This is a genomic window from Amycolatopsis sp. NPDC104863 (assembly GCF_055582965.1).
On sequence record NZ_JBVJOW010000005.1, the window covers coordinates 462,935 to 488,974 of the forward strand.

The window sequence follows — 26,040 nt, forward strand, 5'->3', positions numbered from 1 at the left end:
TTCGCCCCCCCCCCCCCCCCCCCCTCCCCACCCCCCCCCCCCCCCCCCCCCCCCCCCCCCCCCCCCCCCCCCCCACGCCCCCCCCCCCCCCCCCCCCCCCCCCCCCCCCGCCGAGGACCAGGCCGGTGATGGTGACGGCGTCCAGGGTCTGGCCGTTGATCAGCCAGGCCAGCAGCGCCGTGACGGCCGGGGTCAGGAAGAACAGCGTGCCGACGCGGCTGGCGGCCTGCTTGCGCAGCATGAGGTTGAGCAGCAGGAACGTGCCGACCGAGTTGACGAGCACGATCCACGTCAGCGAGAGGCCGAACGCCGTCCAGTTGCCGACGTGCTGCGTCTCGAGCAGCAGCGACCCGAGCCCGACGACCGGCGCGCTGACCAGGAACTGCACCGCCGTGCTGCTGCGGACGTCGGTGCCCGTGGCGAAGCGTTTCTGGTACACCGTCCCGAAACTGAGGCCGAGGAGGCCGACGAAGCACAGGACGATGCCGAACGCCGAGACGTGCAGCTGGTCGGCCACGGCCAGCGCGACCCCGGCGCCGCCGATCGCGAAGCCGAGCCACTGCGCGCGGGTGATGCGCTCGCCGAGCACCCCGCCCGCCAGCAGGGCGATGACCACGGGGTTGAGGCCTTGGACGAGGGCGACGACCCCGCCGGGCAGCCCGTGCGCGATCGCGACGTAGAACGCGCCGAACTGCACGGCCTGCATGAGCAGCCCGGTGACGGCGACGTGCAGCAGCTGCTTCCCGCGCGGCCACGGCGAGCGCGTGACGAGGGCGATCCCGGCGAGCAGCACCCCCGCGAGGGCGAACCGCCAGAAGGTCAGCAGCAGCGGCGGCACCGCGCCCGTCCCGAACACGGCGGCGATGAAGGCGCTGCTCCACAGCACCACGAACAGCGGGCGGACGGCCTGTTCTGCCTTCATCGGACTCCCCCGGTAACCGGTCTGTGTAGTTACCGAGAAGCTAACAGTCTTGGCGGTAACCTGTCCAGGGGGTTACGCTCACGGGGTGGAGCTCAAGTTCGGCACCGGCAACCTCGCCCTGGACCTGGTCGGCACGGTCGGCCACCGCCGCAGCGACGTCCAGGAACTGCTCGCGACCCCGGCCGACCTGGCCCGCTGGGTGGCGGGCGCGGACCTGGTCAGCCGCCCGGTGACGGTGTCGGAGGAGGGGCTGGCAGCGGCCGTGCGGCTGCGCGAAGCGGTGTACCAGCTGGCGTTGGCGTCGATCGGCGGAACCGGCTTCCGGGCGGCCGACCGGAGGGTGCTGAACGAGGTGGCGGCGGGCCCGGTGGTGCGGACGAGCCTGGCGGAGGACGGTTCGGTGCGCCGGAGCGGCGACCTGGAGGCGGTGCTGACGACGGTGGCGCGCGCGGCGGTGGACCTGCTCGGCGGCCCGGCGACGATCAAGGAGTGCGCGGCTCCGGACTGCACTCGGTTGTACGTCGACAACTCCCGGAAGCAGGCCCGGCGGTGGTGTGACATGCGGTCGTGCGGGAACCGGGCGAAGGTGGCGGAGTTCCGGGCGCGGCAGAAGGTCTGACCCGCGCCGCCCCGAGCGGCGGCCTGCGTTCATCCCAGGGCAACGGCCGGTAGAGTCTTCGCGGACCCGTTGAAACGCCAGCGGTGGTCTCGGTTGACGCTGCTGGCGAGCCCCTTCCCGTGCTCGCCGCTTGACGCATGGGGAGAGGTGGGCTGTGCCGAGCACCGGTGACGGCATGGCGGAGCGGGTCGACGAGCTGAACGCCGTGCTCGCCGACCTTGTCGGGGTCCTCGAATCGGCGTCCGGCACTCCGGGCCTGCTCGACGCCGTCTGCGGCGAAGCGGTCCGCGTGGTGCCCGACGCGGACCTGGCCAGCATCCTGGTGGTCCGCGACGGTTCGACGCAGACCGCGGCCTTCACCGACGAACGCGCGCGGCGCATCGACGACGCCCAGTACGCCGCGGGGGACGGGCCCGGCCTGCTCGCCGCGCTGACCGGCGAGGTCGTGCGGGTCGCGGTCGGCGAGACCGGGGCACGGTGGCCCGAGTTCGTCGCCGCCGCGAAGGAGCTCGGGGTCGGCAGCTACCTCGCGGTGCCGCTGCGCGTGGACGACACGCTTGTCGGCGCCGTCACGCTGTTCGGCTTCGGGGCGCACGGTTACCACGAGTTCGACACCAAAGTGCTGCGGCTGTTCACCCTCTGCGTGGAGACGGTCCTGCGCCTGACCCGCCGTTACCGCGAAGCCCGCGGCCTCGCCGACGAGCTCAGCAACGCGATGGAGAGCCGCGCGGTGATCGAGCAGGCCAAGGGCATGCTGATGCTGATCCACCGGGTGAGCGAGGACGCCGCGATGCAGCGGCTGATCGTGGAGTCGCAGCACACGAACACCAAGCTGCGCGACGTCGCGGCGCGGTTCACGAAGCGGATGAGCCGGCAGTAGGTCCCAGGGCGAACGCCGCGACCAGCGTCGCGTCGTTGAACGCCGTGATCCGCGCGATCCGGTCGCCGCGCAGCGTCAGCACCTGGACGCCGTGGGCTTCGAACCGCCCGTCACTCGCGGCCGCGTACTCCAGCAGCGCGGGCTGGCCGTTCGCGCGTGTCGGCGTCAGCCGCCACCTTCCCGGGCGCAGCACCCGATGGCGGAGGAAGCCGACAACCGCGTCGCGGCCGGTGAACCACGTCGGGATCGGGGGCATCTCCAGCTCGACGTCGGCGCGCAGCAGCCGCACCAGCGCATCCGGGTCGGCTCGGGCGAACGCGTCGACGTACCGGTCGAGCACCGCGCTCTGCCCCGCCGGTTCGGCCAGATCCGCTTCCACCGGGTTCGCCTGGGCCAGCCGGTCGCGGGCGCGGCGCAGCGTGCTGTCGACCGCCGCCGACGTCGTGTCGAGCATCTCCGCGACCTCCGCGGTGTGGAACGCCAGCACGTCGCGCAACGTCAGCACCGCCCGCTGCCGGGCCGGCAGCAGCTGCAGCGCCGCGATGAACGCCAGCCGGATCCCGGCGCGGCCGGTCACGACCGCCGCCGGGTCGAAGCGCGCGTCCGGGGCCGGCTGGAGCCACGGGACCGACGGCTCCGCGGCCGCCACCGCCATCCGGTGGTCCTCGGACGGCGCACCCAGCCCCGACGGCAGCGGCCGCCGGGCGCGGGTTTCCAGCGCCGTCAGGCAGGCCGTCGTGGCGATCTTGTACAGCCAGCGCCGCACCGACGAACGTCCCTCGAACCCGGCGAACCCGCGCCACGCGCGCAGGTACGTCTCCTGCACGAGGTCCTCGGCGTCGTGGATCGAGCCGAGCAGGCGGTAGCAGTGCGCGAGCAGCTCCGGCCGGAACGGCTCGGTCTCCGCGGCGAAGTCGGGCATGGCTTTCAGAGCGTACGCAGTCCGGCGCCGCTGACCTGGTACTCCGCGGCGTCGCCGTCGACCACCTCGAGAACGGCCTTGGCGACCTGCTCCGGAGTCAGGATCGAAGGCATCTTCGCGACGAAGGTGTCGCGGTCGACGCCGGTGCGCGCGGCGTACCCGTCGACGCCGGCCGTGCCGAGGCCGGTCGCCGGGGTCAGCTGGGGCAGCAGCGTGGCGAACCGGAGGCCGAGGTCCGCGCGGTCCGACTCCTCCGCGGCGTACGCGCGCAGGTACCGGATCGCGGCCTTCGCGCTCGCGTACCCGCCGCTGAGCGGTGAGCCGCCGATGGCCGCCCCGCTGGACATCGAGACGACCACGCCGCCGGGCGCGAGGGGCTGCCGCAGCGCGGCGCGCGTCCAGGTGAAGACGTGCCGCGTGTCGACGTGCCAGTTGCGGCTGAAGGTCTCCCAGGTCTGCTCGTGCACCGGCGCCAGGTGCGGCACGGCGCCGGCGTTGAGGACGAGCAGGCCGGGCCGGTGCTCGCGGAGCACGTCTTCGGCGAGGTTCTCCTCGGTGACGTCGGCGGTGACCGGGACGAACTTCGCGCCGAGCTCGTCTCGCACGGCTTCGAGGTCGCTTCCGGTGCGCGCGATGCCGACGACGGTGTGTCCGGTGGCAACGAGGGCGGCGGCGATCGCGCGGCCGAAGCCGCGGCCGGCTCCGGTGACAACGGCGGTGGCAGGCATCAGGCTCTCCCGGGTGGTTGACGCGGTGTGGACCGGATCAAGACCTGGGGGAGCGCGGAAAACCGTCGCGAGGTGACTCAGGTCACACGGACCTGGCGGACGGCCGCCGGTGCAGCAGGTCGAACCGCGACCACATCGCCTCGGCCGCCTCGATGGACTCGCTCGTGCGCGCCGGGTCGACCGCCGCCAGCTGGGCGACGATCGCCTGGGCCAGCGCCATGCCCGCGGTCAGCGACGGGAAGAACGTCACGCCCTCCGCGGGCACCATCAGCACGTGCTCCGCGGCGCTCGCCAGCGCCGGACTGGCCGCGTCCGTGATGGCGAAGACCCGCGCGCCGCGGCTCTTCGCCTCGTTCGCGGCCAGGACCGTGCTCTCGTACAGGCGCCAGAAGCTGATCGCCATCAGGACGTCGTCGGCGGTGAGCTTCGCGGTCTGGTTCGCGAGCTCCGCGTCGCCGCCCGTGACGGCGTGGACGTCGTAGCCCGCGAGCCGTGCGTTGTGCGCCAACGCGATCCCGACGGCCGCGTAGCTGCCGTCCGCGATCACCAGCGTGCGGCGCGCCGCGGCGATCGCGCGGGCGACCTCGCGCAGCACGCCTTCGTCGAACCGGCGGTTCAGCAGGGCCAGGCTGTCGAGGTCCCGGCGCAGCGACGCCGAACCCGGCGAGTCGACCCCGCGGTGCTCCTCGGCGACCTGCGGCGCGCTCAGTGACGACATGTACCGGGCCCGCAGTTCCTGCTGCAGCGCCGGCCAGCCGGCGAAGCCCAGCGCCTGGGCCGTGCGGGTCACCGTCGCGACGTTGACGCCGGCGAGCTGCGCCAGCTCGGCCGTCGAACCGAAGGAGGCCCGCCTCGGCTGGGAGACCAGCACTTCCAGCACCGCGGCCGACTTCGGCCGCAGCCCGCGTGCGGGCATCCGGTCCCGCAGCCAGCCCTCGAAACCGTCGTCGGTCTCCGTCACCTCGGCCCCTCCCTCGATCGCGTAGACCGTAACGCAGGGATGTCGTCCTGCAATGAACGTTGCAAAACTGCGAAAACGCAGTATACGTTGTCCGCACTCCCCACCCTCGACGCTGGACACGGAAGGCGTTCCCCATGACGCTGCTGGCTCGACTGGATCGGCTCCCGCTGAGCCGGCCCCACTACAAACTGCTGCTCATCGGCGGCCTCGGGTACACCTTCGACGGCATGGACTCCGCGGTGGTCGCCTTCCTGCTGCCCAGCGCGAAGGCGGCCTGGGGCCTCGACAACGGCCAGCTCGGCCTGATCGGCTCGGCGACGCCGTTCGGCTTCCTCTTCGGCGCCGTCGCCGCCGGGCTGCTCGGCGACCGCATCGGCCGCAAGAAGGTCATGATGTACGCGCTGGCCTTCTACGCGCTGTTCTCCGTCATCGCGTCGTTCTCGCCCAACTACGAGATCTTCCTCGGCGCCCGGGTGCTGGCCGGGGCGGGCGCCGGCGCGGAAAGCGCGATCATCGCGCCGTTCCTCTCGGAGTTCGTCCCGGCCAAGCGGCGCGGCTGGTTCGTCGGCGCGCTCGCCGGGTTCTTCTCCTTCGGTTTTGTCGCGGCCGCGTTGATCGGGCGGTTCGTGGTGCCGTCGTTCGACGAAGGCTGGCGGGTCGCGCAGCTCGTCACCGCGTTGCCGATCGTGATGCTGCTGTGGTGGCGGCGTTCGCTGCCCGAGTCACCGCGGTTCCTGCTCGCCCAAGGCCGGACCGCCGAGGCCGAGAACGTCGTCGCGAAGATGGAGCGAGACGTCGAAAAGGCCACCGGCGCGGCACTCCCGCCGGTGCCGCCCGCCGACGCCCAGCCCACGACCGAAACCCCGAAGGTCAACCTCTTCAGCGCGCTGAAGTTCCTGTGGAGTCCCGCGATGGCGCGCCGGACGGCGGTGATCTGGACCGTCTGGTTCGTGATCACGTTCTCCTACTACGGCTTCTTCTCGTGGATCCCGACGCTGCTCGTCGAACGCGGGATCACGGTGACGAAGAGCTTCGAGTTCTCGATCATCATCTACCTGGCCCAGGTGCCCGGGTATTTCTCCGCCGCGTGGCTGTCGGAGCGGCTCGATCGCAAGCACACGATCGCGCTGTACCTCGCCGGTTCGGCGGTGAGCGCGTTCTGGCTGAGCCAGACGAGCGCGCCGTGGTCGATCACGCTTGCCGGGGCGGTGCTGTCGTTCTTCCTCAACGGCACCTACGCGGGTGTGTACTCCTACACACCCGAGGTGTTCCCGACCTGGATCCGGGCCAGCGGCACCGGCCTGTCCAGCGCGTTCGGCCGGGTCGGCAGCATCCTCGCGCCGACGATCATCGGCCTGTCCTCGGCGAGCCTCGGCTTCGCCGGCGTTTTCGGCCTGACGACGGCGGTCCTGGCGGCCGGGGTGCTCTGCGTGCTCGTGTTCGGCCTGTCCACCGCGGGCCGGTCCCTGGAAGAACTGACCGAACACGGCGCCCCGGTGGCGACCGCGAAGGAGATGACGAAGTGAGTCTGTCCACTGTGGAGGAACGGGTGCGCGACGCCATCGGGGTGCGCCTGTTCACGGTGCTCGCCTGGGTGCCGGAGCGCCGAGCGCTGCGGCGGGTGCACAGCAGCCACCCGGCGGAGTACCCGGTGGGCGGCGAGAAGACCGTCGAAGTCGCCGCGGGCTGGCTCGAGAAGTGCATCAGCGCACAGCAGCCGTACTTCGGGCCGGACCGCGCGGCGGTGCGGGAGATCTTCGCCGACCACGACCTGATCGAGGGGCTCGGCTGCGGCTCGGTCATCAACGTGCCGGTGGTCGCCGACGGCCGGACGCTCGGGGTGCTCAACATCCTCGACGCGGAAGGCAGTTACGACGACGATGCGGTGGTGGTGGCCGAGTCGCTCGCGCCGCTGGCCGTGTCCGCCCTGCTCGACCTGGAGAAGGAGAACCAGTGACCGGATCCCTGCTGGTGCGCAACGCCCGGCTGCTCGACCCGCTGTCCGGCGAATACACCGAAGGCGACCTGCGCGTTTCGGACGGACGCATCGTGGAGGCCGGGCCGGGCCTCGCTCCCGTCGACGTGCCGACGCTGGACGCGCGCGGCGCGGTCGTACTGCCGGGCCTGGTCGACGCGCACGTGCACGTGACGGCGTCGACGGCGGACCTGGGGTCGCTGCCGTCGTCGTCACCGTCCTATGTGGCCGCTCACGCGGCCCACACGATGAGCCGGATGCTCGACCGCGGGTTCACCACGGTCCGCGACGCCTCGGGCGCGGACTTCGGGCTCGCCGACGCGCAGGCGGAAGGGCTGTTCCGCGGGCCGCGGCTGCTGTTCTGCGGGCGCGCGCTGAGCCAGACCGGCGGCCACGGCGACAGCCGCACCCGCGGCGCCCACGCGCGGGACGACCACCCCTGCTGCGCGGGCCTCGGCCGCGTGGCCGACGGTGTCGACGCCGTTCGCGCCGCGGCCCGCGACGAGCTGCGCAAGGGCGCCCACCACATCAAGGTGATGGCGTCCGGCGGGGTCGCGTCCCCGACCGACCGCATCGACTCGACGCAGTATTCGGCCGACGAGCTGCGCGCGATCGTCGAGGAGGCGACGGCCGCGAACCGTTATGTGGCCGCACATGCGTACACGGCCCGGGCGATCAACCGGGCGCTGGAACTGGGCGTCCGGTCGATCGAGCACGGCAACCTGCTGGACGACGAGAGCGTTTCGCTGTTCCTCTCGCAGGACGCGTTCCTGGTGCCGACCCTGGTGACGTACTGGGCGCTGAAGGAGGAAGGCCGCGAGCACGGCCTCCCGGAGTCCAGCTGGCGCAAGGTCGACGACGTCCTCGGCGCGGGCTTGGCGGCCCTGGAGCGCGCGGCCCGCGCCGGCGTGAAGCTGGTGTACGGCACCGACCTGCTGGGCGGCATGCACCGCCACCAGAACCACGAGTTCCGCCTGCGCGCCGAGGTCCAGTCGCCGCTGGAGATCCTCCGCTCGGCGACGTCGACGGCGGCAGACCTGCTCAACCTGACGGGCGAGATCGGCACACTGGCCGTGGGTGCGCACGCGGATCTGCTGGTGGTGGACGGAGATCCGCTGGCCGACATCGGGGTGCTGGCCGAGCCGAAGCACTTCCGCCACGTCATCCAGGGCGGCGATCCGATCTGACAGGTGGGCGAGGGTGGTGTGCCCCGGGATGTGCGACCCGGAGCACCACCGTCGTGGCTGCGTCAGCAGCGCCACCAGTTCTTGACCGCCAGTAGTGCGATGGCGGCGAGGGTGGCATAGGTAGCGGGGTCGTGCACGTGCTTACTCCCTGGGATAGCGATCTTCGGAGCTTGTCATGCTGGACCAGAATGCCAGAACATGAATCAAGTGGTGCCCGAAGGCTAGGGAGCCTTGGTCAGCGGCCGCAAGGGTCGTTAGCGATAACTGGAAACTACTCCCAGTAGTTCTGTGAATGTGTGAGACCGTCTAGCAGCGCAAATTTAGTCACGCTCGGGTGAAAGCCGCTGCGCGGCGAGGCGACAATTCACTCATTGGTGTTGGCGTGTCCGGGCCCGCGGTGGGCTCGGCATGGCGACGGTATCCTCGTCCCCGCGCCGCGCGTCGGGGATGAGCGCCTCGGTGTCGGCGGCCACTTCTCCGATGCGGGCCTGCAGCCGGTCGGCTTTGGCGTCTCGGCCGCGACCACGGTAGAACGCGACGGCCTCGCTCCACGCCTCGATCGCGCCGCCGGGGTTGTGCAGTCTGCGCAGGATGTCGCCGAGTGCTTCGAGCGCGCGCGCCTGCCCGGTGGCGTTGTGGGCCTGCCGCGAGATCTCCACCGCGCCCCAAACCAGCCTTAGTGCTTCGCGCGCGTTGCCGTCGGCGTACGCGAGCCGGGCACGGACGGTGCAGAGTTTCATGGTCGCCGTGAGGTCGTCGCGGCCGTCGAGGTTGGCCAGCGCCTGCCGGCAGTGCATATGGGCGAGTTCCAGCCGGTGCTCGTGCGTGTACAGCGCGGCCAGGGCCGTCTGGGTCGCGATCTGTCCCATCGTGTCGCCGAGGACCGTGCGGAGGTGGAGGGCGCGGTGGTAGTGCGGCAGGGCCTGGGGGTGCTGGTCGAGGTCGGCGAACGTGTCCGCCAGGTAGTGCTCGGCAAGGCCCTCCCTGATCGGGTCGGGCGCCTGCCGAGCCTGGTCGATGCACCGCAGGTAAAGGTCGATCGCCGCGACGTGGTCGCCGCCGTGCCGGTGGAGGCGCGCGAGGTTGATCTTCACGGTGAGGATCCCGACGATCTCCTCGTGCTCAGTGGCCAGTTCCAGCGCTTGGTGAAGGTAGTGGCGGGCCTTCGTGTCGTCGCCGAGGATCAGGTGGAGTTCGCCGAGGTCGTTGAGGGAGGCCGCCTCGGCGATGATGTCCTTCGCTTCCCGGGCTGCCCGGACGGCGACCACGAGCCCGTGTGTCATGGCCGCGTGGCAGCCGTGGCGTTCCCAGCTGTCGTTGAGCAGATGGGGCAGTCCGATGGCGTAGGGAAACAGCTGCCGGCGCTCGGCTTCACCGATCAGGGCCGAGAGGTTGTCCCGCTCCACGAGAGCCCAGTTCGCGGCGGCCGTGGCCGAGTCGAACGTGAGGGGGACGACTCCCGGTTCGGCCGGGATCATCGGGGGCCGGTTGCGGTACGGGTGCGCGGTCAGGTGAGCGCGGAGGGCGGTCTGCAGGTAGTGCGACAGCAAGCGGCGCAGGGGTAGCGGGTCGTCGTCTGCGGTCAGCGTGCGTGAGTAGCGGTGGAAGATGTCTGGAATGCGATAGCGGTCGGGCTCACCGGGCTGGTCGACGAGGTGCCAGGCGACGAGCTTTTCCAGGGCGCGACGGGTGGCTTCCCGGGAGTGACCGCTCGCCGAAAGCAGCGTCTCGGCCTGGATCTCCGCGCCGGGGTGATGGCCGAAGAGCCGGAAGACGTCCTGCGCCGTGGAGTCGAGCGCCTGGTAGGAGCCGGAGAACGTGGTGCGCAGGCCGTTGTCGTCCCCGTCGTCGCCGATGCTCAGCAGCGTCTCGGGGTCCCGTAGCTCTCCGAGCATGGTGTCGAGGCTGACCCCGGGGCGGCTGGCGGCTCGCTGGGCCAGCAAGGTGAGGGCGAGCGGAAGGCCGTCACCGAGCACGGCGAGAGCGCGCGCAGCTTCGGGTTCTTCTTCGGCCCGTCCTCGCATCCGTTTGCTCAGGAGTGCGAACGAGCTCTGCTCGTCGAGGTGCCCGAGTTTGATCGCGGGCATGTCGTGGCGGCGGGCCAGCGCGTGGAGCGAACTTCGCGAGGTGAGCAGCACCGTGCACGATTCGACGATGTCGACGACCTCGTCGATCTGTTCGGAGCTGCCGACGTTGTCGAGGATGACGAGCAGTGGCCGGCCGCGCTCGAGCAAGGAACGCAGCCGCGCGGCCCGGGCCGCGGCGCTGACCAGGTGGTCGATCGGGTAGTCGAGCGCGGTGAGGACGAGGTCGACCACTTCGCCGGTCGTCCGCGCCGGGGCCGGCCCGAAGCCCCGCATGTCGACGCAGATGATGCCGCCGGGGAACCGGTCCGCGGCACGGTGGGCCCAGTGGACGGCGAGGGTGGTCTTCCCGATGCCGGGCGGACCGCACACGATGGCCGCGGGGGCGTGCTCGGCGCCGGGGGCGAGCAGGTCCTCGTCGAGACTGCGCAGCGCGTCGGCCCGGCCGAGGAACCCGCGAAGGTTGCGGGGCAGGCCGACGCGGATCGGGCCGACCGGGGAGGCCGGTGTGGGGCGCGGTGACACTTCCGGCTTCGCTCCGGGCTCAGGGTGTCGCGCCCGCATCCTGGCGTGGTGTGCCTGCAGGTCGGCGGCCGCCTCGGCGTCGCCGTCCCGCTCGTAGGACTTGAGCGCCGTCAGGAAGCAAGCGTGGGCCTCGTGTGACTGCCTCAGCGCGTAGAGGGCGGTGATGCGGAGTTTCACAAAGGTGGGTTCGGCAGCGTACTGGCGGGGAGCACCCGTCAGCTGCCTGAGCGCCTCTTCGGGTCGGCCGGCGGCCAACAATTCGGCCGCGAGGAAACTGTGCGCAGGTGCCCAGTCCGCGGCCGAACTGGCACGCCGCCAATTCCGGGCCGGTTCACTGGTCATTCCGGCGAGCGGTTCGTCCCGCCAGAGCGCCAGCGCGGCACGCGCGACCTCGCACGCGTTTTCATGGTCGCCGGAGGCGCTCAATTGCCGAGCCTTGCGCATTTCGTCGTCGAAGACGTGGATATCCACGAGATCGGGACGGATGTCGAGCTGGTAGCCGCCGTTGACGGTGCGGATGACCGGGGTGTGGTCGGCGGCCTCCAAGGCTTGGCGCAGCCGGGTCATCGCCTTGTAGAGCGCGTCTTTCGGGTTGCCAGGGGGAGCTGACTCGGTCCACGCCCATTCGATCAGGCTGTCTTGGGAGAAACGCTTTCCGGGGCGGGTCAGCAGGGCGGCCAGAAGGTGACGCGCTTGCCGGGACCCCCACTCCTCGGTCATCTTCCCGTGCATCCGCACTGTTGTCTGCCCGAGAATTCCGTACGCGATCTCCATTTCGTGGTTCCTTCCCCTCTCCTGTATCGCCAGCTTCGCATCGTTTTGGTGAAACGACGACGACGGCGCGGTAACGATCGTTTGTGTCCACGAACAGGCCACGAGATGTCCGAGGTTTGTCCGGCCACCGGGAAGGCGCTCGGCAGTCGCGACACGCATGCTCCGTCCGCTGATGTCAGGAACCACGTCGAGGGGACGGAAAATGACGACGGATTTGTGGGTACGAGGTCCGGTCGGCTTCAACGCGGGGACCCGGGTCACGCGGCCACGGTGCCGCGCCGTGCTGGTGGTGGTTCCCACTGTGACCGCGGGGACCCGGTTGCTCGACGTGATTTCCCTCCTGGAAACCGATCTGCGGGTCCAGCTGGTTTTCACGGTGCCGCACACGACGGAACAATGGCACGGTGTCGAGGAGTTCGTGCGTGGCCTGCACGGTCTGGTCATGCCGTGGCGCCAGGCGATCTCGCACCGGTTCGACCTCGTGCTCGCGGCGAGCCACCGCCACCTCGCCGAGGTGCACGGCCCCATCTTCCTCGTCGGGCATGGGGCCGGGCGGGTCAAGCCGCGCCGGCACAGCCGGAAAGCCGGTGGGGCGAGCGAGCGCACCACCGGCGTCGACCGGGAACTGCTGACCTTCCGCGGGCGCGTGCTGCCCACGGTGCTCGGGCTCGCGACGGAAGGCGAGGTGGACCTGCTGCGGGAGCGGTGTCCCGAGGCGATCCCGAACGCTGTGGTGGCCGGCGACGTCTGTCTCGACCGGATGCGGGCGAGCCGGCACCTGCGCGAGGTGTACCGGCAGGCGTTGGGGGTGACGCCGGAGCGGCGGCTGGTCGTGGTCAGCACGACCTGGTTCACCGATTCCGCGTTCGGCCGGCTGCCCGAGCTCCACCGGGCGGTCGTCAACGCTTTGCCCGCCCAGCGCTTTGCCGTCGCGGCCGTGCTGCACCCGAATGTCTGGGCGGTGCACGGACGCCGGCAGGTCACCGCCTGGCTGGCCGGCGCGGTGGCCGACGGCCTGCTGCTCATCCCGCCCGGGTCCGGGTGGCAGGCGACGATGCTGGCCGCGGATTGGGTGATCGGCGACCACGGTTCGACCACCGGCTACGCGGCCGCGGCGGGATGTCCGGTGACGCTCGCAGCCCTGTGCAGGCAGCCGCAGGAGGGGAGTGTCGCCGACGTCGTCCGCGCCCACACGCTGCCGCTCGACTGGACGCGTCCGCTGCCCGGACAGGCCGAAGCGGCATGGAGCCGGGCGGGCCGGCTCGCCGTCGCGGTGACGGAGGCGATCACGTCCCGCCCGGACCGCTCGGCGGAGCTCCTGCGAGCCCAGATGTACCGGTTGCTGGAGCTCTCGGCCCCGGCTGCGCCGGCTGTCCTGCCACCGTTGCCCGTTCCGCGGCCGTTGCCGGGGTGGGTGGCGTGACCGGGCCGGTCGCCACCGAACTGGCCCCGGGTGTGTGGCGGACACGGATCCGGTGCACGCCGGGCAAGGGTGCCACGCTCGTCGTGGTCGATGCGGACCTCGCGGCCGGAACTTGGTCGGAGTGCGGTGACGTCGTCCTGGCGGGCGGTCACGGGACACCGTGCGCCGCGTCGGCCGCGGCTCGCCGGGTGGCCGACGAGCACGCCGGTGCGGTGTCGGTCTTGGCCTGGCACCAGGAGACGGCGTCGGTCTTCGCTTGGCGGAACCGGGGGCGGACGTGCCGGGCGGCCTGCCGGTCAGTCTTCCTGGGCGAGTTCGGCTGCCCGCGGATCTCCGAGTTCGGCGTACAGGCGCCGAGCTTCCGCGCGGTGCTCGTGCGCCTGATCGAGGTCGTCGTGACGGGTCTCGAGGTCGGCCAGGACCGCGAGGATCTCGGCCGTGTAGTACGGCGAGTCGAGTGCCCGGACAACACGCAGCGCATCGGCTAACCGGCTTCTCGCGTGGTCGTACCGGCCATGGCGGTCGTGCAGCCGGGCCAGGGCCGTGACCGCTCGGGCGTGCTGATTGGCGTCGCCGGCCTCGGCCATGGCGTCGGCGGCCGCGGCGAGCTCGACCTCGGCCTCCTGATCCCGGTTCAGCTCGATCAGGAGCTCGCCTCGGCGACGGCGAGCGAGCGCGACACCGCGAGGGCGGTCGATCTCGGCGTGCAGTTCGGCGCTGCGCCGGTACAGCTGAAGCGCCTGCTCGAGGTCGCCGCGCTGGCGGGCTGCTCTGGCCAGCCGGGAGACGGCGGTCGCGAGCGTGGGTCCGTCGTTCTCCCGCTCGCCGATCTCCAACGCGACGGCATGCTGGGCGTCCGCATCCGCGAGCCTGCCCAGCTGGTCCAGCGCAAAACCGAGCTGACTGCGCAACCGCGCCTCGACGAGTGGCAAGCCGCATCGTCGAGCGGAGCCGATGCCGAGGGTGGTGAGGGCGAGGAAGGGTTCGTAGTCACGGTTGTGGAGGAAGAAGCCCCAAGATCCTTCGCACAGCTGCCAAACCTCAGAATCCCAGCTCCGCGCGGCCGCTTCCCGTGTGACGGTTCGGATGACCTGGTGGTCCCGGCGCCACCACCGGATCGCGAGATCCCGGTCGGCGAAGATCCGCGCGGCCGGCTCGCTGAGGGTGGCGAAGCGTGGCCGGAAAGGGTGGATGAGCTCGTCGGCGGCCAGGACGCGGCCGAGATACCAGCGGGTGAACGCCAGGAGGGTCGCCGATTGCTCCTCCGGCGTCATCTTGCGCTCGTACCGGGTCCGGGCATCGTCACGGACCACGTCGTGCCGGCTGACGACGTCTCCGTGATCGCTCAGCAAGTTGGCTTCGACCAGCTCGTCGATCTGGTCGTCGATGCTGTCGAGCGGGGTGGCGAGGAGGTGGGCCAGCACTTCGAGCGCGATGTGGGTCCCGGGCAGCACCCCGCAGAGACGGTAGATCTGCGCCGCGGCCGGGGTAAGTGAGGCGTACGTCGCGTCGAACACCGCCTTGTGCGGTCCTCCGGCGGGTGTTCCGCGGCTGCGGATCTCCCTGACGATGTTCCGCTCGGGACGGGCTCGGAGGCGGGCGCCGATGACCGCGATCGCCAGGGGGAGGCCGCCGCAGGCGCGGAGGAGCCGCCGGGTGGCGGCGGGATCCGCGTCGAGCCGTGCGGCGCCGGCGCGCGAAGCCAGCAGGGTGTGTGCGGCTTTCTCTCCGAGCGGGCCGACCGGAAGGATGTCGGCGCCGTCCAGGCCGAGCCCGCTCAGCTGGGAGCGGCTGGTGACGAGGACGAACGCGGTGGACGCGGCCGGGAGCAGGGTGCGGACCTGAGCGGCGAAGGCGGCGTTGTCGAGCAGCAGCGCGAACGTGTGGCCAGCGGTGTGGGCGCGGAACAACGCGACGCGCTCGGCCGTCCGGGCCGGGATGTCGGCCGCCGGGATGCCGAGCGCGGCGAGGAAGCCGTGGAGTGCGATGCCGGGCGATTCGGGACCGTCGTCGTCGGCTCCCGAAGCGAAGCTCGTGTAGAGCACACCATCGGGGAACGCGTCTCGGCGCGTGGTGAGCCAGTGCACGGCGAGCGCGGTCTTCCCGACCCCTCCGACGCCGGTCAGCACGACGATGCGGGGGTGTTCTCGCTGGTGTTCCCGCAGGGTGTCGAGCTGTTCGAGCTCCGGCTCCCGGCCGACGATTCCGGGTGCCGGCGGTGGCAGCTGAACCGGTCCCGGTCGTGCTGTCCGTGCGGCGTGTTGCCCCGGCTGAGGATGCGTCATGGGGTTCCCCCTCCCGTGGCGACCCCGACCCTCCGGTCTACCGGTTCGTCGTGCGTGGTGGGGCATCAATGTGAAAATCTGCACACCTGCCCGGAATGATCCATTGTGGACTATTACTGTGTGTCGATCGGGATTGACGGAATTGCTGACTCAGCGCGGCTGCCTTCCCCCACGTGGGCGCATGGGAACGCGATGGTGTTGCAGTAAGCGATAGATCTTCCCGTAGGACACTTCATGAGCGTCGGCGATTTCTCGAACTGTGGCGCCGTCGAGGTAGGAATCCACGACTTCCTCGCTGTCGAGGTCTCGTTTGATGCCGCGTCCGATGGTGGGAAGGTCGGCGCCGTTCTGCCGGAGCAAGGAGCCGGTCCAGTTGAGTGACAAGCCGTACTTCTGCGCGATTTGGGTGATGCTCGCACCGTTTTGCCAGTCCTGCACCATGCGGCGATTACGGTCGGTGCGCCGCGCGGCTTCCAGATCAGGGTGTTCCGGCGTGTCCATGCGCGTGCTCCCGAGGCAGTCGCTGGCGTCGTGCTCGGCCGTTGATTGTCTCATCGAGCCGGGTGGACCAGGGGATGCCGGTCAGGTGAAATCGAAGAAGGTGAACTTCGTGTGCATCTGCACGCTCCGAGCGCATGCGTCCCAGCTTTGCTGTCCTTGCCGGACGACAAAATCCCTGGATCGGGTTGTGGTGCGGGATCTCGTTCGGCGAACATGATCCGTATGGTCGGCGTGGTATTCGAGCCAGCGAAGCCGGCTTGACCTCGCCTCGGTTTGGGAATCCCACGCCGTGATTCTTGTCATTCTCTGGACAGCCGGGACTTCGGAAACCCCAACGGGTGAGCGGGTTCGCGGCGAGAGTCGCTCCGCGAACCCGCTCCGGCTACCAGTTCCGCACCGCGGGGGCGTACCCCGCCGGTTTGTCGCCGATCTTCAGGTCCGGGCTGACGATCCAGTTCTGGTACCCCGGCGTGAACATCCGGTACACCGACGCCGGCGGCGCCGCGCTCGCCTCGTCCAGCAGGGTTCGCAGCTCGGCCGGGATTTCGAAGTCCAGCGCGGCCATGCTCTTGCCGAGCTGCTCGGCGCTGCTCGCGCCGACGATCGCCGACGCGATGCCCGGCTGGGTGGCCACCCAGTTGAGCGCCACCTGGGCCATCGTCACGCCCAGCTTGCCCGCCACCTCCTCGAGCGGCTTCAGCAGCTGCCAGTCGCGTTCCGACCACGTCTGGGACTCCGCCGAGCTGAAGCGGCCCGGCGCGCCGTCGCGGTACTTGCCCGTGAGGAAGCCGCCCGCCAGGGGGCTCCACGCCGTGATGCCGAGGCCGAGGCTCTGGCCCATCGGGACGTGCTCGGTCTCGATTTCGCGCTGCACCAGGGAATACGGCAGCTGCAGGTTGATCATCGGCGTGAGCGAGTGCGCCTCGGCGTACGTCTGCGCCCGCGACGCGTACCAGCTCGGGACGTCGGACAGGCCCGCGTAGCGGATCTTGCCCACGCGGACGAGGTCGTCGAGCGTGCGCACGACCTCCTCGACCGGGGTGAGCCGGTCCCACGTGTGCAGCAGGAACAGGTCGACGTAGTCGGTGCCCAGCCGCCGCAGGGACGCCTCGAGCGCGCGGATCATGTGCTTGCGTCCGTTGCCGCCCGCGTTGGGGTCGCCCGGGTCGACGCTGTTGGTGAACTTGGTGGTCAGCACGACGCGCTCGCGCACACCGGCTTCGGCGATCAGCCTGCCGAGGATGGTCTCGCTCTCGCCCGCGGTGTAGAAGTCGGCGGTGTCGACGAAGTTGCCGCCCTCGTCGAGGTACTTGTGGAAGATCGGGCGGACCTCGTCCTCGGTCTTCCCGTACGCGGCGTGGAACCCGCCGGTGCCGAAGTTCATGGTGCCGAGCGCGAGCCGGCTGACGCGCAGGCCGGAGCGGCCGAGCAGGTAGTACTGGTCAAGAGGCATGGAAAGTGCTCCTGGGGCGAAGAAATCCGTGGACCGGTTCAGCGTGCTCCCGGAATTTTGGACCCGCAAGTCCAGTCCGGGTGGGCCGGAACCGGCTCCGGCCCACCCGGGCTCACCTCAGCGGCAGCGGTAGCTCGACGCCACCGCCGGGTCGCCGTGACCGGTGTAGCGCGACACCTTCGGGTATGCGCACAGGTCGCGCGTCGCCTTCCCGTCGAGGGTCGCCGCCGCCAGCGTGGCCGGCGCCTTGCCGTGCTCGACCCAGTCGACCAGCGCGCCCAGCGCGTCGGTCGGCTGCGCGCCCGCGCCACCGCCGCAGTGCTCGACCCCCGGGGCGAGGAACAGCCGGTAGAAGTCGTTCACCCGCTGCGAACCGCCCATCGTGCGCTCCACCCGCTGGCGGTACTGGAGCGTGCCGCCGGGCGGGATCAGCTGGTCGTCCGCGCCCACGAACGTGAGCAGCTTGCCGCCGGCCCGCCGGAACGCCGACAGGTCGGGGTCGGCCGTGCCGATGACGTCGTCGTACTCACGGACCGACTGCCGGAACAGGTCGGTGAACTGGGCGTACGTGAGCTTCGAGGTGTCGAATCCCGGCTGCTTCGCCAGGAACGACTGCACCCAGAGGACGGCCACCTGGAAGCCCGGCGCGGTCAGCTCGCCGGTGACGGGGTCCGGCACGGTCCCGGCCAGGTAGGTGAAGTCCGCGCCCTTCGGGAGGCCGTCCCAGAGCTTGCGGCCGCGCTCGTCGGTGGGGCCGGCCCAGATCTTGCGCATGACCTCGGCGTCCGTCGCCGTGACGGTGACTTCCTTGCCGTCGCAGAGCAGCTTCGTGCCGACCAGGCCGCGCGGGTCGTAGCTGCACTCGTCCGGCCGGTCGACGATGCCGTTGGTGACGCCGTCGCGGGCGTCGCAGGCCTGGATCGCGGCCTGCCGGAACGCCGTGAGCACGCAGGTGCTCAGGATGTCGTGGTCGGAGTTCATCACGATCTGCGGCCAGAGCGTCGCGACCGCGAACTGCGTCCACTGGACGGCGGGCGCGTTGGCGAGGATGCCGTCGAAGTCGCCGGCGAAGCGCTGGGCCTCGGAGTACCCCTGACGGCCGCCGGTCGAGCAGCCGTTCCAGTAGGAGTAGGTGATCGGCCGGTGGTAGTGCCGCTGCGTGACGTCCTTGCCGATCAGGGCTTCTTCGTGCGCCGAGCGGGTGGCGAAGTTGGTCAGGAGCGTTTTGTCGACCTTCCCGCCGGGCGTCACCGCCCACGACGTGTCGAGGCCGTTCGTGGACACGCCGGCGTCGGTCGTCACGCCGCTGTAGCCGTCCTTGACCGCCTGGACGAGCGGGGCGTCGAAGTTGCCCGCGGCGTAGGCGCTGCCGCCGACCGCCTGGAGCCGTCCGGTCCAGCCGGTCTCGGGCAGCGCGACGGCGACCTTGACGTGGTCCTGGCCGGAGTGGGTCAGCGTCACGGTGATCTGGCAGTAGCCGGTCTTGCGCTCCGCGGTCACCGACTCGATCTTCGCGCCGGGCGGCGCGGGCACCGAGACGGCGGCGCAGGCCGGCGTCGCGGCCGCCGCCGGCGGGGCGAGCGGGACCAGGCCGGTCAGCAGGAGCGGCACGGCGGCCGCCAGGAACTGGGGGAAACGTCTCATCGCTTTCCTCTGTGTGGGTTCCGTCCGATGTGGACGTGTGAGCACGCTAGGGCGGCGGCCCGGGCGCCCGCGCCCGTCGGATGACGCTGTCGCCGTACGTCACTCCGCTCTGAGCTGGGGAAACGTGCCTTGGGTAAGGTCGTTTCCATGGTGCTGCACGGGCGGGAAACCGAGCTGAAGGAGCTGACCGAGCTCGTCGACGGCGCGGGAGACCGCAGCGGCGTCCTCATCCGCGGCGAAGCCGGCATCGGGAAGTCCGCACTGGTGGCGGAGACGGCGGCCGCGGCGTCGGTCGCGGGGCTGCGGGTGCTGCGGACGACGGGGGCCGAGGCCGAGCAGCACTTCGCGTACGCCGGGCTGCACCAGCTGCTCCACCCGGTCCGCGCGGGCGTCACGGACCTGCCGGCACCGCAGCGCGACGCCCTGCGCACGGCGCTGGGCCTGGCCGAAGGCGCGGAGCCGAGCGCCTACCTGGTCGGCCTCGCGGCGCTGACGCTCCTGTCCGAGGCGGCGGCGGCCAAGCCGGTGCTGCTGGTGGCCGAGGACGTGCACTGGCTCGACCGCGCGAGCGCGGACGTCTTGGCGTTCGTGGCGCGCCGCATCGAGACCGAGCCGATGGTCCTGGTGGCGACGTTGAGGGACGACGCGGAGACGCCGCTGCGCGACGCGGGTTTGGCGCAGATGCCCCTGGACCGGTTGCCGCCTGACGCGTCGGCTGATCTGTTGGACGCGATCGCGCCCCGGTTGGCTCCGGCGGTTCGCACGCGGTTGCTGACCGAGGCGGCGGGCCATCCGCTGGCGCTGACGGAGCTGCCTTCGGCGGTGGCCGAGTTGGATGGGCTGGATCTGGAGCTGCCGTTGACCGAGCGGCTCGAGCGGACGTTCACGGCCCGGGTCGTGGGGCTTCCGGCAGAGGTCCGGACGGTGTTGTTGGTCGCGGCGTTGAACGAGGCGACTTCGCTGGCGGAGACGCTGGCCGCGGCTGGTGCGCTGCTCGCGGGGCCGGGTTCCGGAGGTGGCGAGACCAGCGGGCTTGGGCTCGCGGCTGGTGCGCTTGTCGCGGGGCCGGGTTCCGGTGCTGGCCGGGATGGCGGGGCTGGGGCTGGAGTGGCTGGCGCGGTGCAGCCAGGCGAGCTTCTCGCGGGGTCAGGTGCCGGCGCTGGCCAGGTCGGCAGGCCGGGGACGGCGGCCGACTCTTTACCGCCCCGGCTTGCGCCAGGCGAGCTTCTTGCGGGGTCAGGTGCCGGCGCTGGCCAGGTCGGCGGGCCGGGGACGGCGGCCGACTCTTTACCGCCCCGGCTTGCGCCAGGCGAGCTTCTTGCGCGGTCGGATTCGAGTGCTGGCCGGGCTGGCGGCCTCGGGCCGGGGCTCCCGCCAGGCGCAGCTCCCGCCGGAACCCCTCTCAGCACCCCCGCCGCGCCGGGGCCCGACATCCTCGCCCCCGCCGTCGAAGCTCGGCTGGTCGATCTCTCCGCCGGGGCCGTCACCTTCCGCCACCCCCTCATGCGCGCCGCCATTCCCGCCGCTGCCTCACCCGCCGAGCGGCGCCGCGCTCACCTCGCGCTCGTCGAAGCCCTTCACGACCAGCCCGACCGCAGGGCCTGGCACCAGGCCGCCGCCACCGCCGGGCCCGACGAAACCGTCGCCGCCGAACTCGAACGGACCGCTGAGCGGGCCCGGTACCGAGGTGGGGCCGCCGCCGCGATCGCTGCTCTCGAACAAGCCGCCCGGCTGAGCTGTGAGCCGGACTGCCGGGCCGATCGGCTGCTGCGGGCCGCCGAGCTCGCCGTGGAATCCGGCCGGCGGGAGACCGCCGAACGGCTGGTCGTCGCCGCCAAGCCGGCCGGGCCGCGGCGGAACGCCACCGCCGCCCGGCTGCTCAGTGAGTTCGAAGACGGTGTCCGGGAAGATCCCGCTCGCGTCGCCGAACTGGCCGTCCTCGCCACGGCCGTCGCGAGGGACGGTGAGACCGACGCCGCCGCCCGGATCCTCTGGAGTGCCGCCATGCGGTGCTTCTGGATCGAGCCCGGCGCGCCCGCCCGGCAGGCCCTCCTCGACGTCGCCGACCGGCTCCCTCTGCCCGGCGACGACCCGCGCATGGTGGCCATCACCGCCTACGTCGCGCCCTTCGAACGGGGTGACGTCGTGCTGGAACGGCTGCGGGAGCTGGTGGGCGCCACCGGCGCCGACCCCGAAGTCGACCGGTACCTGGGCAGCGCCGCCCTGCAGGTCGGCGCCTTCGACCTGGCCGCGCGGTTCTCCGCGGCCGCCGCGCCGGGCCTGCGGGCCCAGGGCCGGCTCGGGCTGCTGCCGCGGGCGCTCGCCGTGCAGGCCTGGAGCCGGGTGCGGCTCGGCGACCTCGCCGGCGCGGTGCCCGCCGCGGCCGAAGCCGCCCGCTTCGCGCAGGAGACCGGGCAGCCCTTCATGTTCGGCCTCGCCGTCGCGGTCCAGGCCGAGATCGCCGCCCTGCGCGGTGACCACAAGCAGGCGAAAACCCTCGCCGACGAGGCCGAACGCGCCGGGCTCGCGGCCGGCGCCCGGCCCGTGCTCGCCACCGTGCAGCTCACGCGCGGGCTCACCCACCTGAGCGAGGGCCGCTTCGAGGACGCGTTTGCCGACCTGCGCCGCCTCCACGACCCGGCCGACCCCGCCTACCAGCTGGCCCTGCGTGCGTACTGCGTCCCGGAGCTGACCGAGGCCGCGGTGCGAGCCGGGCAGACCGAGGCGGTGCGCGACATCCTCGCCGAGCTCGAGCCGCTGGCCGCGCGCACGCCGTCACCCGCGCTGCACATCGGCCTGCGCTACGCACGAGCGGTGCTCGACCCCGGCGACGCGCTGTTCACCGCTGCCCTCGGCGCGGACCTGACCGGCTGGCCCGCCGAACGCGGCCGCGTCCACCTGGCGTTCGGCGAGTGGCTGCGGCGGCAGCGGCGGGTCGTCGAATCCCGGACGCACCTGCGCACCGCCCGCGAGACCTTCGACGCGCTGGGCATGACGGCCTGGGCCGAGCGGGCTCGCCGCGAGCTGCGCAGCGCGGGTGAGTCGAGCCCGAACCGGGGCCCGGACGCGCGCGAGAAGCTGACCCCGCACGAGCTGAGCATCGCCCAGCTCGCCGCGGCGGGGCTGACCAACCGCGAGATCGGCCAGCGGCTGTACCTTTCGCACCGGACCGTCGGCACCCACCTGCACCGGATCTTCCCCAAGCTGGGCGTGAGCTCCCGCGCCGACCTCGCCGGAGTCGTGAAGCCCCTGGACGGGTGACTTACACCGGCTGCGTCGTCCGACGGGCGCGAAGGTCACCTGAAGCTCCTTAACGTCGTGAAAGTCCCACGGTCTTTCGCACAGGAGCTTCCAGATGATCAGCAGGAGAAGGTTCGGGCAGGCGTTCGCGGCGGGACTGGCGGCGACGTCCTTGGCGGCCTGCTCGTCGGCCACACCCGCCACCGCGCCCGACCCTCGCGCCGGTTCGGGTGAGCACACCTCGCTCGGCGAGCTCAAGCACGTCGACGCCGGGGTGCTGACCATGGCCTACGCCGAGGCCGGCCCGGCCACCGGGCAGCCGGTGATCCTGCTGCACGGCTGGCCGTACGACCCGCACAGCTACGTCGACGTCGCGCCGATCCTGGCCGCCGCCGGGTACCGGGTGATCATCCCGTTCCTGCGCGGGTACGGGCCGACGACGTTCAAGTCCGCCGAAACCGTCCGCAATGGACAGCAGGCGGCGGTGGCGCTGGACGTCGTCGCCCTGATGGACGCGCTCAAGATCGACAAGGCCGTGCTCGGCGGCTACGACTGGGGCGCGCGGACCGTCGACATCATCGCCGCGCTGTTCCCGGAGCGCTGCAAGGCGGTCGTCGCGGTGAGCGGGTACATCGTGACGAACCTGGTGGCGAACCAGCAGCCGCTGGCGCCGGTCGCCGAGCTCGGCTGGTGGTACCAGTACTACTTCGCGACCGAGCGCGGCCGCGCCGGCTACACCGCGAACCGCCACGACTTCAACAAGCTCATCTGGCGCAACGCGTCCCCGGCGTGGCACTTCGACGACGCGACGTACAACCGCAGCGCGGCGGCGTTCGACAACCCCGACCACGTCGCCATCGTCGTCCACAACTACCGCTGGCGGCTGAGCCTCGCCCCGGGCGAGCCGCAATACGAGGCGTACGAACGGAAACTGGCCACCGGACCGGCGATCACGGTGCCGGCCATCACGATCGGCAGCGACTTCGACGCCGCGGCGAAGGACGGCAAGCCGTACCGCGCGAAGTTCACCGGCAGGTACGAGCACCGGATCTTCGACGGCATCGGCCACAACGTGCCGCAGGAGGCGCCGCGCCCCTTCGCCCAGGCAGTCGTGGACGCCGACCGGATGTGAGTCTGCCGCGGCCTGTCGTGAGTGGTAATTAGGGTTCTAACCCGAATTACCACTCACGACAACTTGCGCCGAGCGTGGCGCGACGGGTGTGTACGTCACCGCAGCCGCCCGCCTTCCAGGCGGAGCCGGCGTTCGACCCCGATCTCCGCGAGGAAGCGTTCGTCGTGGCTGACCACGACGAACGCGCCGCGGAACGCCGTCAGCGCGCTCTCCAGCTGTCCGGTGCTGACCAGGTCGAGGTTGTTCGTGGGCTCGTCGAGCAGGAGCAGCTGCGGCGCCGGCTCGGCGAACAGGACACACACGAGCGTGGCGCGCAGCCGTTCGCCGCCGGAGAGCACCCCGACCGGCAGGTGCACCCGCGAGCCGCGGAAAAGGAAGCGCGCCAACAGGTTCATCCGCTGCGCCGGGAGCATCGCCGGGGCGGCCGCCGCCAGGTTCTCGGCGACGGTCCGGTCGTCGTCGAGCAGGTCGAGGCGCTGGGACAGGAACGCGATCCGGCCGTCGGCGCGGGACACGGAACCGCTGTCGGGCGTGAGATCGCCGGTCAGGAGCCGCAGCAGGGTGGACTTCCCGGCGCCGTTCGGGCCGGTGAGCGCGATCCGCTCGGGCCCGCGGATCGCGAGGTCGATCCCGTCGGGGAACAGGTCCCGCACCTTCAGCTGCTCGCCGACGAAGAGCGTGCGGCCGGCCGGGACCTCGGTCTGCGGCAGCTCCAGGCTGATCTTCTGCTCCGTGCGCAACGCGCGTTCGGCCTGGTCGAGCTTGGTCTTCGCCGCGCCGACGCGCGCCGCGTGCGTGCCGTCCGCCTTCCCGGCCGACTCCTGCGCGTTGCGCTTCATGGTCCCGGCGAAGATCTTGGGCAGCCCGGCGTTGCCGAGGTTGCGCGACGCCGTGCTTGCGCGGCGGGCGGCGCGTTCGCGGGCCTGCTGCAGCTCCCGCTTCTCGCGCTTGACCTGCTGTTCGGCGCTGCGGATGTTCTTCTCGGCGACCTCGCGCGCGGCCTCGACGGTGTGCTCGTAGTCGGTGAAGTTCCCGCCGTAGAACCGGATTTCGCCGCTTTCGAGCTCGGCGATCCGGTCCATCCGGTCGAGCAGCGCACGGTCGTGGCTGACCACGAGCAGGCAACCGGACCAGTCGTCCAGCACGCCGTAAAGCCGTTCGCGGGCTTCGAGGTCGAGGTTGTTGGTGGGCTCGTCGAGCAGCAGCACGTCCGGTCGCTTGAGCAGCTGCGCGGCGAGGCCCAGCGAGACGATCCGGCCGCCGCTGAGCGTGCTCAACGACCGGTCGAGCCCGACGTCGGCGAGGCCGAGCCGGTCGAGCTGGGCGCGGGTGCGTTCCTCGACGTCCCAGTCGGTTCCGATGGTGGTGAAGTGGTTTTCGTCGACGTCACCGGATTCGACGGCCTCGATCGCGCGCAGGACCGGGGCGACCCCGAGGACTTCGGCGACGGACAGCTCGCCGCTGAGGGGCAGGTCCTGCGGGAGGTAGCCGAGCACGCCGTCGACGGTGACGCTGCCCGCGGACGGGGTCAGCACACCGGCGACGAGCTTCAGCAGCGTCGTCTTGCCGGAGCCGTTGGGCGCGACAAAACCGTTGCGGCCACTGGGAAAGGTGGTGGAGAGGTGGTCGAAGACGGGGGTGTCGTCCGGCCAGGAGAAGGACAGGCCGGACAGGACGACGCAGTTTTCGGGCACGGAGAAGACCTCGGAGGGTGAGGAGGAAAAGGTGGTCGACAAAGGCGGCCACACCGGTGCTTCACCGGGGGCCTGCACACTCCGGAGCTATCCGGAGATGTCGACGTCACCTGCCACGACCGCGCTCCTCCTCGAAAGGATCTTCTCTACGACGATAACACCCGCGCCGTGCCGAACTCCGGCTACGGCTCAGGCGAGTTCGGACGAGACGACGGCGGGCAGCTCGCGCAACCGCTCGAGCAGGGGCTCGATCTCCTCGGTGCTCAGCAGCAGGGCGCAGACGAGGCTGCTTTCCCGGACGCCGTCACGGACGTCGACCGACAGTTCGTGCGCCAGGCGGCCGTCCTGGGCGAGGGCGGTGATGAGGGCCGGAACCGCCTGGGCGCCCCCGACGAAGTACGTCGCGATGCGGCGGCGCAGGAGCATGGGGGCGAAGGAAGCGGGGCTGGACATGGCTGGTCTCCACGGGGAAGTGCGGAAAGGGAGCGGGGCCAGGTCCGCCGAAGAGAGGTGCCGCGAATCCACGGGTCGCCAACGCTGCGCGCCGGCAACCTGGTTCAGCCGGCGCGCCGGGTTACGAGTCGCGAGGACTTGATCAGACGCTGCACTGCGACAGGCTAACACGGGTCCGGGTAGGCGGTGCAAGACGCGGGAACCGGCCTGAGTGGATGGTGCGGCGCGGGGACTCGGCTCGGGCGGGCGGTGCGAGGTGCGGAACTCAGCTCGGCGGGCGCTGCGGAGTGCAGGACTTGGCCTGGGTGGAGGTGCGGGCTCGGGCTCGGTGGGCGGTGCAAGGCGCGGGAATCGGCCTGGGCGGGTGGGGTGGTGCGGGGCGGGGACTCGGCTCCGGCGGCCGGGTGCGAGGTGGGGAACTCAGCTCGGCGGGCGCTGCTGGGTGCGGGACTTGGCCTGGGTGGGGGGTGCGGGCTCGGGCTCGGTGGGCGGTGCAAGGCGCGGGAATCGGCCTGGGCGGGTGGGTGATGCGGGGCGCGGACTCGGCTCCGGCGGGCGGCGCGGGGCGCGGGAGTTGGCCTGGGTGGGAGGTGCGGCTCGGGTGGGCGGCGCAAGCCGCGAACCTCAAGCCCGCCCGG

General features: G+C 71.5%; 19 protein-coding genes. 8 read left to right on the plus strand and 11 right to left on the minus strand.

Annotated elements, in window-relative coordinates:
* The coding region (locus ACZ63J_RS29045; protein ID WP_465439678.1) for a DMT family transporter at window positions 1-922 on the minus strand (922 nt) is incomplete at its 3' end.
* Window positions 923-1,007: 85 nt separating this feature from the next.
* Here ACZ63J_RS29045 and ACZ63J_RS29050 point away from each other — a divergent pair.
* Entirely contained in the window at window positions 1,008-1,541 is a 534-nt protein-coding gene (locus ACZ63J_RS29050; protein WP_465401033.1) for a CGNR zinc finger domain-containing protein, read from the plus strand.
* 175 nt (window positions 1,542-1,716) lie between these two features.
* Entirely contained in the window at window positions 1,717-2,421 is a 705-nt protein-coding gene (locus ACZ63J_RS29055) for an ANTAR domain-containing response regulator (RefSeq protein WP_465336728.1), read from the plus strand.
* Here ACZ63J_RS29055 and ACZ63J_RS29060 read toward each other — a convergent pair.
* The 3 genes from ACZ63J_RS29060 to ACZ63J_RS29070 all read right to left on the minus strand — a co-directional run bounded on the left by ACZ63J_RS29060 (window position 2,396) and on the right by ACZ63J_RS29070 (window position 5,032).
* A complete protein-coding gene (locus tag ACZ63J_RS29060; RefSeq protein ID WP_465401034.1) occupies window positions 2,396-3,343 on the minus strand; it encodes an RNA polymerase subunit sigma-70 in 948 nt (315 codons plus the stop codon). The two genes, ACZ63J_RS29055 and ACZ63J_RS29060, sit on opposite strands and share 26 nt — an antisense overlap.
* A gap of 5 nt (window positions 3,344-3,348) precedes the next feature.
* Window positions 3,349-4,071 carry an SDR family oxidoreductase gene (locus tag ACZ63J_RS29065; RefSeq protein ID WP_465401035.1) on the minus strand — a complete coding sequence of 241 codons (723 nt, stop codon included), beginning with the start codon at window positions 4,069-4,071 and terminating at the stop codon, window positions 3,349-3,351.
* An 82-nt stretch (window positions 4,072-4,153) separates the two neighbouring features.
* Window positions 4,154-5,032, minus strand: coding sequence for a MurR/RpiR family transcriptional regulator (locus tag ACZ63J_RS29070; protein WP_465401036.1), 879 nt, complete (start codon window positions 5,030-5,032; stop codon window positions 4,154-4,156).
* Between the two features lie 134 nt (window positions 5,033-5,166).
* Between ACZ63J_RS29070 and ACZ63J_RS29075 the strand changes: the two genes are divergently transcribed.
* Genes ACZ63J_RS29075 through ACZ63J_RS29085 form a run of 3 tightly spaced genes read left to right on the plus strand, consistent with a single transcriptional unit; the run spans window position 5,167 to window position 8,194 of the window.
* Window positions 5,167-6,558, plus strand: a complete 1,392-nt coding sequence (locus tag ACZ63J_RS29075) for an MFS transporter (protein ID WP_465401037.1) — start codon at window positions 5,167-5,169, stop codon at window positions 6,556-6,558.
* On the plus strand, window positions 6,555-6,989 hold the full coding sequence (locus ACZ63J_RS29080; protein WP_465401038.1) for a GAF domain-containing protein: 435 nt from the start codon (window positions 6,555-6,557) through the stop codon (window positions 6,987-6,989). Before ACZ63J_RS29075 ends, ACZ63J_RS29080 begins: the two co-directional genes overlap by 4 nt.
* Window positions 6,986-8,194, plus strand: coding sequence for a metal-dependent hydrolase family protein (locus ACZ63J_RS29085; RefSeq protein WP_465401039.1), 1,209 nt, complete (start codon window positions 6,986-6,988; stop codon window positions 8,192-8,194). Before ACZ63J_RS29080 ends, ACZ63J_RS29085 begins: the two co-directional genes overlap by 4 nt.
* A 368-nt stretch (window positions 8,195-8,562) precedes the next feature.
* Here ACZ63J_RS29085 and ACZ63J_RS29090 read toward each other — a convergent pair whose 3' ends face one another.
* Window positions 8,563-11,838 carry an AfsR/SARP family transcriptional regulator gene (locus ACZ63J_RS29090; RefSeq protein WP_465401040.1) on the minus strand — a complete coding sequence of 1,092 codons (3,276 nt, stop codon included), beginning with the start codon at window positions 11,836-11,838 and terminating at the stop codon, window positions 8,563-8,565.
* A 40-nt stretch (window positions 11,839-11,878) separates the two neighbouring features.
* Here ACZ63J_RS29090 and ACZ63J_RS29095 point away from each other — a divergent pair, with 40 nt between their 5' ends.
* Window positions 11,879-13,000: a hypothetical protein gene (locus ACZ63J_RS29095; RefSeq protein ID WP_465401041.1), complete on the plus strand. Its 1,122-nt coding sequence runs from the start codon at window positions 11,879-11,881 to the stop codon at window positions 12,998-13,000.
* A 296-nt stretch (window positions 13,001-13,296) separates the two neighbouring features.
* Here ACZ63J_RS29095 and ACZ63J_RS29100 read toward each other — a convergent pair whose 3' ends face one another.
* From ACZ63J_RS29100 to ACZ63J_RS29115, 4 genes are all read right to left on the minus strand, one after another.
* Window positions 13,297-15,369 (minus strand): tetratricopeptide repeat protein, encoded by a 2,073-nt coding sequence (locus ACZ63J_RS29100; RefSeq protein ID WP_465439680.1) that lies wholly within the window; start codon window positions 15,367-15,369, stop codon window positions 13,297-13,299.
* A 66-nt stretch (window positions 15,370-15,435) separates the two neighbouring features.
* Complete coding sequence (locus ACZ63J_RS29105) at window positions 15,436-15,786, minus strand: helix-turn-helix domain-containing protein (RefSeq protein WP_465401043.1); 351 nt, start codon at window positions 15,784-15,786, stop codon at window positions 15,436-15,438.
* Between the two features lie 382 nt (window positions 15,787-16,168).
* Entirely contained in the window at window positions 16,169-17,239 is a 1,071-nt protein-coding gene (locus ACZ63J_RS29110; RefSeq protein ID WP_465401044.1) for an aldo/keto reductase, read from the minus strand.
* 117 nt (window positions 17,240-17,356) lie between these two features.
* Complete coding sequence (locus ACZ63J_RS29115; protein WP_465401045.1) at window positions 17,357-18,883, minus strand: tannase/feruloyl esterase family alpha/beta hydrolase; 1,527 nt, start codon at window positions 18,881-18,883, stop codon at window positions 17,357-17,359.
* A 147-nt stretch (window positions 18,884-19,030) separates the two neighbouring features.
* On the opposite strand from ACZ63J_RS29115, the gene ACZ63J_RS29120 reads away from it, so the two are divergent.
* Together ACZ63J_RS29120 and ACZ63J_RS29125 are read left to right on the plus strand one after the other, a co-directional pair.
* Window positions 19,031-22,144: a helix-turn-helix transcriptional regulator gene (locus ACZ63J_RS29120; RefSeq protein ID WP_465401046.1), complete on the plus strand. Its 3,114-nt coding sequence runs from the start codon at window positions 19,031-19,033 to the stop codon at window positions 22,142-22,144.
* 94 nt (window positions 22,145-22,238) lie between these two features.
* Window positions 22,239-23,255 carry an alpha/beta fold hydrolase gene (locus ACZ63J_RS29125; protein ID WP_465401047.1) on the plus strand — a complete coding sequence of 339 codons (1,017 nt, stop codon included), beginning with the start codon at window positions 22,239-22,241 and terminating at the stop codon, window positions 23,253-23,255.
* A 95-nt stretch (window positions 23,256-23,350) separates the two neighbouring features.
* On the opposite strand, the gene ACZ63J_RS29130 is transcribed toward ACZ63J_RS29125, so the two are convergent.
* Both ACZ63J_RS29130 and ACZ63J_RS29135 read right to left on the minus strand, forming a co-directional pair.
* Window positions 23,351-24,949: an ABC-F family ATP-binding cassette domain-containing protein gene (locus ACZ63J_RS29130; RefSeq protein WP_465401048.1), complete on the minus strand. Its 1,599-nt coding sequence runs from the start codon at window positions 24,947-24,949 to the stop codon at window positions 23,351-23,353.
* Window positions 24,950-25,138: 189 nt separating this feature from the next.
* A complete protein-coding gene (locus tag ACZ63J_RS29135) occupies window positions 25,139-25,402 on the minus strand; it encodes a hypothetical protein (RefSeq protein WP_465401049.1) in 264 nt (87 codons plus the stop codon).
* Window positions 25,403-26,040: the final 638 nt, after the last annotated feature.